This window comes from Sulfolobus acidocaldarius DSM 639 (assembly GCF_000012285.1).
GTDB classification, from domain to species: domain Archaea; phylum Thermoproteota; class Thermoprotei_A; order Sulfolobales; family Sulfolobaceae; genus Sulfolobus; species Sulfolobus acidocaldarius.
In genome coordinates this window covers 2141870-2156220 of record NC_007181.1, presented here as the reverse complement: position 1 = coordinate 2156220, position 14351 = coordinate 2141870, and the positions used below count along the sequence as shown (strand labels likewise).

At 37.1% G+C, this 14351-nt stretch carries 11 protein-coding genes; 3 read left to right on the top strand and 8 right to left on the bottom strand.

What is annotated here, in order from left to right; translation table 11 throughout:
* The first annotated feature begins 50 nt into the window (after positions 1-50).
* Positions 51-353: a hypothetical protein gene (locus SACI_RS11170; protein WP_024084720.1), complete on the top strand. Its 303-nt coding sequence runs from the start codon at positions 51-53 to the stop codon at positions 351-353.
* Here SACI_RS11170 and SACI_RS11165 read toward each other — a convergent pair.
* Positions 350-1261: a 2-oxoacid:ferredoxin oxidoreductase subunit beta gene (locus tag SACI_RS11165; protein ID WP_011279095.1), complete on the bottom strand. Its 912-nt coding sequence runs from the start codon at positions 1259-1261 to the stop codon at positions 350-352. The genes SACI_RS11170 and SACI_RS11165 overlap by 4 nt on opposite strands.
* On the bottom strand, positions 1251-3116 hold the full coding sequence (locus tag SACI_RS11160; protein WP_011279094.1) for a 2-oxoacid:ferredoxin oxidoreductase subunit alpha: 1866 nt from the start codon (positions 3114-3116) through the stop codon (positions 1251-1253). Before SACI_RS11160 ends, SACI_RS11165 begins: the two co-directional genes overlap by 11 nt.
* Before the next feature lie 92 nt (positions 3117-3208).
* Between SACI_RS11160 and SACI_RS11155 the strand changes: the two genes are divergently transcribed.
* Together SACI_RS11155 and SACI_RS11150 are read left to right on the top strand one after the other, a co-directional pair.
* A complete protein-coding gene (locus SACI_RS11155) occupies positions 3209-4093 on the top strand; it encodes an ABC transporter ATP-binding protein (RefSeq protein WP_011279093.1) in 885 nt (294 codons plus the stop codon).
* Positions 4086-4916: an ABC transporter permease gene (locus SACI_RS11150; protein ID WP_011279092.1), complete on the top strand. Its 831-nt coding sequence runs from the start codon at positions 4086-4088 to the stop codon at positions 4914-4916. Before SACI_RS11155 ends, SACI_RS11150 begins: the two co-directional genes overlap by 8 nt.
* Before the next feature lie 278 nt (positions 4917-5194).
* Here SACI_RS11150 and SACI_RS12125 read toward each other — a convergent pair whose 3' ends face one another.
* The 6 genes from SACI_RS12125 to SACI_RS11120 all read right to left on the bottom strand — a co-directional run bounded on the left by SACI_RS12125 (position 5195) and on the right by SACI_RS11120 (position 14185).
* Entirely contained in the window at positions 5195-5944 is a 750-nt protein-coding gene (locus SACI_RS12125) for an ABC transporter permease (RefSeq protein ID WP_011279091.1), read from the bottom strand.
* Positions 5919-6746 (bottom strand): ABC transporter ATP-binding protein, encoded by an 828-nt coding sequence (locus SACI_RS11140; protein WP_011279090.1) that lies wholly within the window; start codon positions 6744-6746, stop codon positions 5919-5921. The genes SACI_RS12125 and SACI_RS11140 overlap by 26 nt, the downstream gene beginning before the upstream one ends.
* Positions 6747-6992: 246 nt before the next feature.
* A complete protein-coding gene (locus SACI_RS11135) occupies positions 6993-10031 on the bottom strand; it encodes a S41 family peptidase (protein WP_015385796.1) in 3039 nt (1012 codons plus the stop codon).
* Between the two features lie 334 nt (positions 10032-10365).
* Positions 10366-12018, bottom strand: coding sequence for an NAD(P)-binding protein (locus tag SACI_RS11130; RefSeq protein ID WP_011279088.1), 1653 nt, complete (start codon positions 12016-12018; stop codon positions 10366-10368).
* A gap of 43 nt (positions 12019-12061) precedes the next feature.
* Positions 12062-12337 (bottom strand): 4a-hydroxytetrahydrobiopterin dehydratase, encoded by a 276-nt coding sequence (locus SACI_RS11125; protein ID WP_011279087.1) that lies wholly within the window; start codon positions 12335-12337, stop codon positions 12062-12064.
* A 27-nt stretch (positions 12338-12364) separates the two neighbouring features.
* The gene (locus tag SACI_RS11120) at positions 12365-14185 is read right to left on the bottom strand and encodes an AMP-binding protein (RefSeq protein ID WP_011279086.1); all 1821 of its coding nucleotides are present in this window, start codon (positions 14183-14185) and stop codon (positions 12365-12367) included.
* Positions 14186-14351: the final 166 nt, after the last annotated feature.

The following is a 14351-nucleotide window of genomic DNA, read 5'->3' as shown; positions in this document are numbered from 1 at the left end:
AAAGTTTATATTTGGGAATGTTAATTATAAATATGGAAGGTGTTGTATATATGAGTAGTGTTGGAGTAATAAAGGAAGACAAGAAGAGGAAAGAGATTGAAGAGAAGCTAGAGGTAGTTTACGACGATGACGATCTAACTGTTGTTATAGCACCAGAGGAAGACGAGTTAAAGCAAGTAATATTAGACCTCCTTAAGGAGAAACCAATGGATGTAAAGGAAATTCACAGTATATTGACTAATTTAGCTAGCGACGAGAAGATAAGAAAGGCATTATATGAGTTAGCAGAAGAAGGGAAAGTTGTAGAGGATAAAAAAACTAGAAAGTTTATGATTGTAGGTATTTCTAATTAAATCCTTTTAGCTTTTATTAATTCATCTATTCTTGTAGTTGCAATTCCATCTATTTCGATTGGTTGAGCTGCTGGGTGGAATTCCCTATAGTTAGGAATGTTACTTTCAAGTCTTTCTTCGAATGTTGGTACTAGTTCATTCTCGTAAAAGACTCCTATGGGTATTTTTTCTCCAAATTCCATACTTTTTAACAGGGCTTTTTCGAACTTACTCTGTTTTTCTTCTTCTTTTCTTACCACAGGGTCCCATGTTGGGTCTTTGTCCAGCTTGTAAACCCTCTTATCGTACCACTCCTTGGTGTTTATATCATTATAGGTTGGGCAAGGTTGAAATACATCTATTATTGCACTGCCTTTATGCTTTATAGCTCTTTTTATAACTTCCTTTAGATGAATCACGTCGTAAGCGTAAGCTCTGGCTATAAAAGTATAGCCTGCAGAAAGAGCTACGGCTAGTGGGTTTACTGCGTCATTTATGTTGGGCTTTGGTAGTGACTTAGTCTTAATTCCTCTCTCTAAAGTTGGTGCAGCTTGCCCTTTTGTTAATCCGTAAACTCCGTTATCATGTACTATTAATGTAATGTCGATATTTCTTCTGCCTAAGTGCACAAAGTGTCCCATACCAATTCCTAATCCGTCACCATCTCCAACATTCACTATAACTTCTAAGGACGGATTTGCTAATTTAATTCCAGTAGCGAAAGCTAATGCTCTACCGTGTAAAGTGTGAACTCCTCCTACAGGAAGATTCACGAAATGTGGCATTTTACCTGAACAACCTATTCCTGAAACTAATACTACTTTTTTGAAATCAACACCCAGTTCTTGGATTGCCATTTCCTCTGCTCTAAGTATTCCAAAGTTTCCACAGCCTGGGCACCAATCATTAAAAACTGGTTTACGCTCCACCTGTCAACACCACCTTCTTTTCATTCTTTTCTACTATGACTTTAATACTATTAATTATTTCTTCTCTTGTAATTGGTCTACCGGACCATTTGAGGACATAGTTAGTCGCAAATATTCCAGTCTTTTCAGCTAAAACTTCCGCACCCTGTGCTTGATAGTTGTTCTCCACTGCAACTATCTTACTCTTTCCTTCCAACAACTTCTTCACCAACTTGGTTGGATATGGATTAAACATCTTCACCTGAACCATCATTGTTTTAATTCCATCTTTCTCAAGCTCACTCATGGCATCTAATATCGCACCTTTTGGTGATCCCCATGTTATTAACACAATATCAGCATCCCCAACTACATTAACCCTCAATTCTTCAGGAATTTCATTATCTGCAGTTTCAAGCTTTTTCATTCTCTTTTCATGCATTTTAGTCCTGTTTAGACTATTTTCGGTAATATGCCCTTCCTCATTATGCTCATCACCAGTGTAGAATATACTTGATTGTCCTAAGAATACCCTAGGAGATATTCCGTCATCACTGGGCTGGAACCTGTTAAACCTATCTCCAACTTGCTTTACAAGTTTACCTCTATCAATTTTTATTTGTCCTTTTATTGAGTCCTCGTCAATAAGTGAGTACGCATTGGCGAGGGCTTTTTCTATAATATGAATAACAGGAGTCTGATATCTCTCTGCTAAATTCAGAGCCCATATTGAGTCCCAAAATATCTCATGATGGTCACCAGATGCTATTACTATTCTAGGAAATTCACCATGTCCGGCGTTAAGTGCAAATTTGAGATCAGCTTGACCAGACCTTGTTGGTAAGCCAGTTGAAGGAGCTCCTCTCATGTAATAAGTCACTACCACTGGGACTTCATTCATTCCTGCCCAACTGAGTCCTTCAGCCATCAGAGAAAAACCTGGTCCTGACGTCGCGGTTGATGTTCTTGCTCCAGTAAGTGCTGCTCCAATTGCCATATTAATTGCAGCTAACTCGTCTTCTGCCTGTACTACCACTACTCCTCCTTTTCTAAGCTCATTACCTTCAACTATCATATCCACGTTTTGGTTTGCCTCAATGTAGACGCTCTCATCTGAGGCTGGCGTAATAGGGTAATAGGATTGGAATCTTAATCCACCTGCTATTTTGCCCATTGCAGCTATTGTATTCCCATCTATCTGAATTCTTGGCTTTACGTTATTGATCACTTCTAAATGATAAGTGTTATTAACGGTGTTATAGCCAATCTTTGCAGCCATAACATTCATTTTGACGAATAAATCGTTTCTAAAGATGGAGGATATTGTGTTTTCGAGTATATCAAATGGAAGTCCAAGGAGTCCAATGGAAGCCCCTACTGCTGCCATGTTTTTAGCTCTTTCAACAACAGAGACTTGGACTTTAAGCTCAGCAGCTATTTTCTTAAGGATATCTAGGTAATCAAGCTCAATTACTTTAATTCCCTTATTCTTAAGGTAGGTTATAACGTCTTTAATTGTGTAACCCATTTTGTTTTCGCTCAATAATTGCTTAATCTGCTCAGCCATTTCTGGTTCCATTGATTTAACCATATCTATATTGGTTGTAGCATAGTCGGTTCCATATATGACGAAATCGGTAACCTCAGTGAAGTGTTGAAATAGAGTTTCAGCGTCGAACGTAGCTAATATGTTGGTATAGGAAGAGATGCTTCTAACAGGTTTCTCGTCAAAGACTACTTCGAAATAACTGTGCCTTCCCTTAATATTAGAGTAATATTCTCTATTTCCAAACAAGTAATATCCAGCTCTTGCTATAGCATTACTGAAGACATTAGCTGAAGTGTCTACACCTAGTCCTTGGGGTCCACCTATCATCCAAACTAATCGAGTCATGATTTAAACATCATTACAAAAGAATAAAAGCTTTAGATACTAATTTAAATTGACTCCTTTATAACATTATATTAATGATAGTTTCAGAGGGTATAACTAAAAAATATGGTAACAGAGTAGTACTTAACAATTTCTCTTTGACTATTACAAGAGGCGAAATAGTGACATTACTGGGACCTAATGGTGCGGGGAAAACAACTTTTGTAAGGATAGTCTTAGCCTTAATCAGACCCAGTGGAGGAAAGATTGAAATATTTGGTAAGGATCCGTTTAAGGATAAGTCAGTTTTCTCCAGACTGGGTTACGTTCAAGAATTACCTAATTTGCCACCATTTCTTACAGGTAGACAAGTTCTACTTTTATCAGCAAACATAAAAGGGGCTAGAAAAGACGAGGTCGATGAGCTTCTGGGAGTAATAGGAATGGTGGAAAATGCTGATAAGCAGATTTCCAAGTACAGTAAAGGAATGGTACAGAGAATTGCTATTGCAGAGGCACTGTTAGGAAATCCTGAAATTCTAATTATGGATGAGCCAAACATCGGAATAGACCCCATATTTAACCTTAATGTAAGAAGCCTCCTGAATAAGCTTAAGAAAAGTGGGACGTTAATACTAATGACTTCTCATGATCTGGAGGAAGTTAAGAAAATAGCAGATAGGTTAATCCTTATAAATAAAGGTAACAAAATGTTTGAAGGATCTACAGAAGAGCTTATAAAGAAATTTTTAGGAATCAGAGTCATAATCGAAGCAGATAATAACGCAAAGGAAATTTTAGATAAACTCTCCTATGTGGAGGAGTATACTGCAGATGGCGAGAAGTATTATGTTAAATTGAGAGAAGATAAGAGAGAGGATTTGTTAAAGGAATTAGTGCTTAATGGAGTAAGGGTTAAATCGTTCTACTTGGACAATGATATAGAGAGGGCATATGAGAGGGCTGTGAGTAATGCTTGATGTCTTGTTTTACGAGTGGAGAAGAGCCATAGGGAGGAGAAAGGTGATAGTACTTATCACGATCTCTTTTATATTCGAAATAGCAGTCTACTTGGCATTATATCTTGTGCCCTCTCAAACAGTTAGAACTTATTTAATCCCCATCTATCCATACACATGGGCTATAGGTACGCTTTTACCCCAGGATTTACTTCTACATTTTTTAGCTATTTCTATTGCTTCAGGCTCTATGTCCGAGGAATATGAACAGGGTACTGTGGACTTCTTTTTGACAAAACCCATAACGAGGCTTCAGTTCTACATCCAGAAGTGGTTAGGTTCTTTCTCACTACTGGTCGTGATCTACGTTTTGATGGTTATACTATCTCTCTTTCTCTCATATACATTATTTGGAGTTCAGGAATATTTAGAATATTTTTGGATAACTATTATATCGGTCATTTTCTCCTCGTTAGTCTTCTTCTGTATCTCTTTTAGTGTAGGAGAAATTCTGAGAAGAAGCAGTCTATCTTTTATAATTTCTAGTTTTACACTTATTGGCAGTATACTAGTGTCAGACGTGTTATTATTCATCAGCTTTCTAACTAATAATACTTCCTATGAGAGTATAGCAACGTATCTACCATCCTGGGGGTCTACTCAGCTTCCTTTCATTCTTTTATCATCATCACCTTTATCTAACATAACACAGTTCATAGATATGTTCCCTATTCAAGGAAATGCTTGGGTCGCTGTATTATCTATAGTTGTCTATACGTTAATTCCATTCGTTATTTCACTCTACTTGTTCTCTAGGAGGGACATCCCAAAAAGGATAAGTTAATCCACAACTACTGATATTTTCATCAGATTCCCAGGATATATCCCTGTTTTACGTAAGGAGGAAAGCCTCGCCCTTTAGGGCGGGGAGGAAGTCAGATTCATACGCGTAGCTGTCTCACACTTTATAAGTAATTTCCATATAATTCAGTGGTCATGGCAAGGAGAGAATGCCCAAAGTGTAAGAAGGTAGTTGAAATAAAGGTGAGTCGAGAGGGAAAAACTATAACAAAAAGTTGTCCTATATGTGGTTACGTTTTCATAAAATATGAGGTAAAACACTTAAGCACTAACCCATCTGCTGAACCTTCTTGACAAGTAGTAAAATATCACAGTCTCCACAATTAATAATGCTATACTACCGTATAAGACATTTGAAGATAGGTGTATTAGTCCTGTTAAGTCCTGTAGGATCATTGCACCTAAAGTAGTTGGTATTGGAAATATGGCATAAAATGCTGTTTTAGGTATAAGGAAATATGGGTAAAATACTGGCGGTAGGACTGTAAGTAATATGGACAATATTGAACCCAGTCCCCAGGAGTACCTAATATGTGGAATGAAACTTCCTATTAAGAAGCCTATAGAGGAGGTTGTTAGTAGTAACAATACAAGAACTAAAACTATTGGAAGTATATTTAGAATGTTCACTAACCTATACAAAACAGCTAAAACAATATACAGTGCTATCCCTGGTATCGAGAAAATCAAGTTAGAGAGCATTAGCCCCAAAATATACTCTGTGGGTGTGACTTCTGTGGCTACTAACAAATCTTGAATTTTAGTCTCTAGCCTTAGAAATGCAAAATCTGCAAGAAAAGATATTCCATTTCCTGCAACAATTGCCACTAATCCCCCCATTATCGCGTATCCGATTAATGCCCCTCTTGTTACAACATAAATTAGGAAAAGTTCCGCTAATGGAGTAATCATATAGGTTACAACGTATATAGTTCCTCTTTTTACAGGGGCTACTCCATAAAACAGAGCAAAAGACAGGATAAATTTAATCTTCAAGTCCTTCACCTGCATAGATTATGAAAAGATCCTCTAGCGTTATAGGTTTAACTATGTATTTCCCTATATACGTTTCAGCCTCTTTTCTATCTACGTAGCTTATCTTCATCTTACCAACTTTTATTTCACCAGTTCCCTCTACTCTTACCTTATCCTTGAACTTGCTCAAGAGATCCTCAACTGTTCCTTTAGAAATAAGTTTCCCTTTATGTATTAGTACAATTTCATCAGAGAGTTCCTCAGCTTCCTCCATGTAATGTGTCGTTAAAACAAGCTTAGAGTCTGCCTCTTTCAGTATTGACCATACCTCAGTTCTTGAGTAAGGATCTAAGCCTACAGTTGGCTCATCTAAGAAAATGAGTTCAGCATTTGAAGCTATAGCCATAGCAACGAATATTTTCCTTTTCATTCCCCCCGAAAGTTCATCAGTAGGTTTGTCTCTTACCTCCCATAAACCTATATCTTTAAGTGTCTTTCTAGATATCTCTCTTGCTTCACTGATGGACATTCCTCTGGCGGTGAGGTACATCAACAAGTGTTCATAGGGAGACGACATACCAACAGGTCTAGCTTCTTGGGGTATGGACGAAATTAATTTTCTTACTTTTTTGGCTTCCTTAACTATGTCTAAACCATTTATCCTCGCTGTCCCACTTGTAGGTAAAAGTTGAGTCGAAAGTATTCGTACCAATGTTGTTTTTCCTGCACCATTTCTTCCTAAAACGGAGAGGACTTTAACATTACTTTTGAAGTTCAGATTATCCAGCGCCTTAGTGCCATCCCCGTAAATTTTTGTCAAATCAATAGTCTCCAGCATATACTATAATATCTGCTTTTTTCTCTTAAATATTTTGATTTATAGTAACTTTATCCAATTAAAAATTTAGAATAATGAGAAACTTTTGTAGTAACTTACTGTTGTGAAATGGGAAATAATAAGAGTGTATGTAGATACATTAACTTAATTTTATTGATATGAACTGAATAAGAATTGAACTTAAAGAAAAAAATACAAACTAACGTACATAACATCCATAAAAATGAGATTGTTGTTCGATTTCCCTTAGGTATTCATTTGTTTAAGCGCAATCTCTATTGCTTTATCTAATTGCCTGTCCTTTCCTGTCCTATAGTCCTGCGGATAATTATCTACCTCTATATCTGGGTCCACACCGTAATTTTCTATACCTAATCCTACTTCATCAAAAATTGCAGCAAATTCAGGCTGTGTAACAACTGTTTTATCGACTAATAGATGACGTGGGCTTATTCCTATAACTCCACCCCATGTCCTTCTACCTATTAATATACCTATCTTATACTTTTTGAATAGGTAAGAGAATATATCCCCATCAGAGCCTGCATTTTCATTAGTCACAGCTACTATTACTTTAGGAGAAGACAAATAGGGGAACGGAATACGTTCGCCATTTCTAGGCACATCATATCCTTCTCTCCTTAGTAATAATCTTTGTAATATTAAACCTGAAATGAATCCTCCCCTGTTAAACCTCACGTCCACTATCAGACCTTGTCTATAAAACTCAGATATAAACAATCTGAAGAATTCGGCAAAGCCTTGATACATCATATCAGGTACATGGACATATCCTAATTTTCCGTCACTCATCTTATGTACGTACTCCCTGTTTTTCTCCACCCAATGACGATACATTAGATACTTCTCATCTTTCATTAACCTTACACTTACGGTTCTATTTTTCCCGTCACTGGTTAGAACCTCAAGGATAGCTTGATCTTTATTTATGAAATGTGAATTTATACTTCCCTTTCTTACCTTTTCCCCATCAATACTGTAAATGCAATCTCCTTCGTTTAGTTCTACACCTGGATCTTTTAATGGACTTCTTTCTCCTTCATTTGTTGGATCACCAGAGTATATCTTGACTATTTTGAAGCATTCCCTTTGTTCATCATAGTTAAATTCTGCACCTAAACCTCCTATCACTAATGGTTCTGCGGTCTCAAAATCATATGGAGTCTCATACGAGTGGGAGGTTTTAGTTTCTCCCTGCATTTCTTTTAATACATCAGAAAGCTCGTATCTAGTGCTTACTCTATCTAGAAGTTTTTCATACTTATCTAGAACGCTATCCCATCCCTGCAATTTTTCTGCACTCCAGTAGTTCTCCTTCATCAATTTCCATGTTTCAAATAACATTTGTCTCCATTCCTTCTCTGGGTCTACAAGTACCTTAATTCTAGTTGTATCAACTACTCCTCCCTTTATTCCCTGTGTGCTTAAATCTGGCTTCGTAGTAGCATTAACGAGTCTAATACTGTCTTTGAAAACTAGTAGAACCTTCGAACCGTCCTTGGTTATAACGAAGTTTCTTACGTTCTCAGCAAAGACCTCTTTCGATTTGATTTCAATATCGAATATCTCAATTTTTCCTAAAGTATCCTCTTGTGGATTTAGTTGCCCTCTTATGGGTTGCGAGTACAGTAATACCTTGTTTGATTTAGCTCCGCTAATTTTTACATAGTTGTCTTCCTCTACTGGGAATGGTATAACCCTATACTGAATACCTTCAGGGTCAACATTTTTATCATGTTTTACTTCTTCAAGTGGTTGATTAAATGGGGAGTAGGCTTTACTTAAAACCACTAAGTAAGGCTTTATTACACGCTGAAAGCTCATGTTAAATATAAATTTGTCTGAACTAGGGTCAAGAGTTCTAGCCGATAAGAAGTAAAGGAATTTTCCATCTGGGTCAAAAGAAGGCGAAAAGTCAAACGCATAAGGGCTAGTTACTCTTATAATATTTCCTGATACGTTAGCTATCTTTATGGACTGGGTTCTAAATCCCTCAGGGAATGCGTAGCTAAACCACTCACCTGTAGGGTGCCAATCAAACTCACGAATTATCCCATAAGAACTTTTATCTATAAGTTTTTCCTTTTTCGATTCTAAGTCATATAACCATAATTCTAGTCTGTTGTTCGATATTAGGAGCTTTTTACCATCTGGAGACGCTTTGATTTTTTCGATTCTACCAAAATCCTTTTCTACTTTTTGCTTTATCTTTCCGTCCTTTGATAAAATCAACAGTTTATTTTCATTACTATCTACAACAGCAATATCCTCATTTGATAGAAACTGTAATTCCCTGTATTTTACCCCCTGCTTTTCACCTAATTGTACTACAGGACCTTCCCATGGTCTCATGATAAAAGGTTTACCTCTGACTATTAGCCCAATGTAATTCTGATTAACATCTACATCGGTTAAGTATTCCATAGTTGAAACAAATTTTGGTCTCTTTTTCTTCCTCTCTGTGAATACCTCGATTTCGAGCTTAATAGTGTTATTAGTCTGTGGGTCAAACAAGTAAATATCTCCAGCTCTCTGGAACACAATCCTTTTTCCATCCGAGCTGGCATTTCTACAGTAATAATCTGAGAAGTTAGTGTGTTTTAGCAAGTTCTCCCCCTGCATGTCCACTGAGTAAAGGTTACTTACACTCTCGTGATCCGACAAGAAGTAGACTCTGTCATTTAATATCATGGGGTGGCTAATTATTCCATTTAGGCTGAGAAATTTCTTGAAAGTTTCTCCAGCATCAAAGGATATCCATAGTTCCCCTTTGGTTCCTCCTCTGTATCCTTTCCAGAAGGGTAAATCTTGATATCCTCTGGCTATTACAATAGTCTCATTTTTTATTGAAATATTTGAAACTATTCCATATGGAAGAGGTTCATAACTCTCATCATTTACATTTACTTTGTAAGCCTCTGTCCACGCGTTAAATGGTGTATGGTAATCTGTTATTACCATTATCTCCTTATCTGATAGCCAGCCTGCAACCCATGTGGTTGGTCGGTTAAAATATGTCACCCTTTTGGACCTACCGTCCTCTACAATAAATACATCAGCACCTTGCTTTCCGCTCCTCAACCATAATGTAGTAAAGGCTATCCTTTTACCGTCTGGGCTAATCTTGGGTTTTATGGAAACACCAGTGTCAGTCGTAACTCTAATCGGTCTCATGTCTTTCAGTGACATAAGCCATACATCGTCATCAGTTGTAAAAGCCACAAAATCATTTCTTATATCTGGATACATGTAATACCCTTTCATTCTCCCAACCTCTTCTCTTTATACGAAAATACTATTAGTTAACTAAACCCTTTGCCATAATAAAAAGTTTTATTTTTATTTTTAAATTACTACTTTTTTTACCCATAATCAGTTGAGGGTTGAAGAAATTATACGTTATATTTGAGATGGATTTTTTCAATTGATCTTAATACGGTAAAGTGTAAAGTGAACTAAGCTCTGATTTCATGAATACTCTATACACTGTCTTATAACTTTAGAATTAAGTTAAAAGTTGGCTTACAATCTGATTCCAGCTTCATAATATCAGTTCTTAATGAGGAGAATGTAAAAATATCGGTTCCAGTTAAGAGGATTACTTTCTACTGTTATCGTATTCCACAGCATACCAGAATGCTTTAGATATGGATTGACCTATGGACTGTTGACTATTTCTTACATCATGGATGTGAACTGTTGGCTTAGTTCTGTTATCCCATTCCCTCACTCCTATTTCTTTGTATTTCTCTTCCAATAAATAACCACGATTTCTATCGAGCCCCTTGAATAAATTCCTTGTAATATAGACCTCGTTTTGCTTTGCCCACTCAAATATGTAGTCTTGATAGGCGTACAAATTGGAGTCCACTAATATTACTTCTCCCTTATACTCTTGATATATAGGTTGCCTTTGAGAGGGTACCGCAAATATCGTATGACCATCAATGGATTTAATGTAAGAGTTGAGATAAACTTTTACTCCTAACCTCTTTAGTTCTTTCTCATAGTATTCTAATAGCTTTATGAAGGAGGCTTTCTTGAAAGGATCTTTATATTCGTTGAGTTGCCCACCTAATTTGCTATCTTTTTCATATAGTTTAACCTCAAAACCTCTTTTCGCTAAAACTCTCGCCATCTCTAGTCCTGTAACTCCTCCACCCACTATGTTCACTTCTCCTTCCCCTTTTCTCAACTCCACAGGTTCCCAACCGAGTTCAGGGTTTACGTCGCATCTCACTTCTCTCGTAGCCATTAGCCTGCATAGCTGGTTACATCTTATACAAGGTCTTATGTTTCCACCATCCTTTACCTTTATTAGCCAATCTGGATCAGCAAGAATTTGTCTAGCTAACACTGCTGCATCTGCGAACTCTAGTACTTTTTCTGCATCATCAACTGTCAGGATTGAACCGGCAACCAATAGTGTTTTTCCGAACTGATTTCTGATTACTTTAGCCTCTTCAAGATAGCTTGGCTCCTTATAATAAAATGAAGATGAGCCCCCTAACGGTCCGTCCCTTCCCGCAGACAAGTGAAGATAATCTAATAAATTCTCAACTCTCTTGGCGATCTTTCCAACAGTCTCAGGATTTAATCCTTGAGGATCGAACTCAGTTGCTGAAATTCTCAATCCTACAGGTATCGAAACAACTCTTTTAACTTCCTTAATTATCTCCTCCAGAAATTTCACTCCATCCCTGTATTCATCTTCCCTTTTATTTGTAGCCGGAGAGAGGAATTGTGCAATTAGATATCCATGGGCTCCGTGTAGTTCTATCCCATCGAAACCGCTCTTTTCAGCTCTCTCTGCAGCCTTTACGAAGTCATCTATAACTCTGTTTATGTCGTCTTTTGTCATTTCCCTTACGGGATCAATTAATGGTATGTTGGAAGGTGCAACTGGACTATTACCCCATATTAAGGCTTTCCTAGTCTTTCTTCCCACGTGGACTAATTGTACAAATATCTTAGTATCATGATTGTGAACTGCCTCTGTCAGTCTTGCGAATTTCGGAATAAATTCGTCTGTATATAGTCCTAATTCATTGGGTGAACCTCTAGCGTCTGTTTTATTCACGTATGTGTACTCAGTTATCAGTAGTCCAAGTGAAGATCTCCTGACAAAGTATCTTATGTGAGTCTCTGTTGGATATCCCTCAGGTGTACCGAAATTTGTTATCATTGGTGACATTACTACCCTGTTCTTTAGCTCAACATCTGCTATTTTGAAGGGTTCTAAAAGTCTCACAAAAAATTCTGATGGATATCAAACAAAATAAGATTATCGCTTATCATTGAATTTTATTTATTTTCTTAGCTAATTCAAAATCTTTTTCTGTAACTCCACCCTCACTGTGAGTCGAAAGCTCTAGTACAACCCTATTATAATACACACATAGGTCAGGGTGATGGTCCATCTCATCTGCAATAGGTTGTATCTTCCTTACAAATTCCACAGACTCGTAGAAATTCTTAAACTTGAATGTCTTCTTAAGTTTATTATTTTCATAACTCCATCCCTCGATTTCCCCTAATCTCCTTTTTATTTCATTTTCATCCAGTTTCATACTTTAATTATTGGGTAGTGTAATATATTAGCCTTTAACTACTTTCCTGATTTCCTCAACTGCACTTGGGTTTTCTAATGACGATATATCTCCTAGTGGCTTATCGAGAATTATAGCCCTCAGTAGCCTTCTCATAATCTTTGCATTTCTAGTCTTAGGCAGTTCCTTAACAAGAAATATTCGGTCTGGAGAAAAGGCTTTTCCTAGTTTATCCTGAGCGAAGTTGATTAACTCGTTCTCATTAATCTCTTCCTTAGTTACCGTAAAGCAGATTATTTTCTCTCCTTTCAATGGATCAGGGATCCCAACACAGGCTGATTCTAACACCTTCTGGTGGGCATTGATCACAGACTCTATTTCAGCAGGACCCACTCTTTTTCCCGAAACTTTTATTGTATCATCGCTTCTACCTACAATGTAAAAATATCCATGGCTGTCGTAGTAAGCCAAGTCACCATGAACCCAAACATTGTCCCATCTGCTCCAATATGTCTCTAAATATCTCTTCTCATCTCTCCAGAATCCTCTCGTCATCCCTGGCCAAACAGACAGAACCACTAACTCCCCCTCAGTATTTGGCGATGCTCTTTTCCCAGACTCATCGAAAACATCAGCTTTTGTACCTGGAGAAGGACCATTAAACGACGACGCTTTGATTTCCTTTATCACGTAGTTTCCCAATATTCCACCTGAAATTTCTGTTCCTCCTGAGTAGTTGATTATTGGGTTATGGTCGATAAGTCTATACAGGTAATTCCAGCTCTCTGGATCTATAGGCTCTCCAGTATTTCCTGCAAGTCTAACTTGAAGCTTTCCTTCCCTTCCTTTAAATGATCTAACAAGGCTAGCTGAAAGTCCTAAAATACCGGGTTTAAAATCTTCAGTGAAATGTGAAATTTGGTCAAATCCTGGATAGCCTTCATATAGACCTATTTGACCACGTAAGAGTATTCCACCAAATATTAACCATGGTCCCATCATCCACCCTAGGTCAGTGATCCATGTAAGTAATTCACCATTCTTCATATCGAACTGGAAATAGATATCAGCTGCAGCCTTTATTGGAAATCCCATATGTACGTGAACACAGCCTTTAGGTTTTCCAGTCGTACCACTAGTGTAAATTATCATTAGAGGATCCTCAGATTCGGTCTTCTCTAAGCCATCACCAGCTGTCTTTTTAACTTCATCATACGAAATGTAGTTTACCTTTGCCTTACCTCCCCTTTCTACTACTATTTTATCTACTTGAAAGTCCTCTAGGTTTTCAGTCGGATTTATTTCTTTATCTTTTCTTGTGGTTAGATCTGTAGTGAATATAGCTTTCATTTCACTGTCTTCAAGTCTTACTCTTATTGGTTCCTTTCCAAAACCTGAGAAAAGTGGGACTACGATCATTCCTGCCCTGATAATCCCTAAGAAAATGGGAATTATTTCAGGTATCATTGGTAAATATATGCCAATTCTATCTCCCTTTTTATATCTTCTTTTGAGCCATGAGGAAACAGCCTTTGATTCATATAATACTTGATTGTACGTTAATGTCTTACTTTCACCTCTTTCGTTCATCCACCTTACCAAGGGTTTTGAACTTTCCTCTAGCTGATCCGCGATATTAATTTTCCCGTCTACAAACCATTTAGCCCATTGTTTACCTTTGCTTAGGTCTAATGTTTTCGTATAGGGTTTTTCAAATTTTAAACTCAATACGTTTTTTACAAAATCATCCCAAAAAGCCTCATTGTATGTGAACTCAAGGAATTTCTCTAAATCGGGAATATTCCTGGAAATCATGTATTGATAAACATTGCTTTTTTCAATCCACTCTTTGCCTGGAACCCAGCTCATCATATTATATTAGAGAGGGTTAGATTTAAAGTAATACATATATAAAATAAATTATATTTTATTTACAAAATGAGGAAAGCCTCACCATTTATGGCGGGAGAGGAAGCCAGAAAAACCTTCATACTATACTTTAGTTTGTATATAACTTCTGGATAGCTCCTTACTT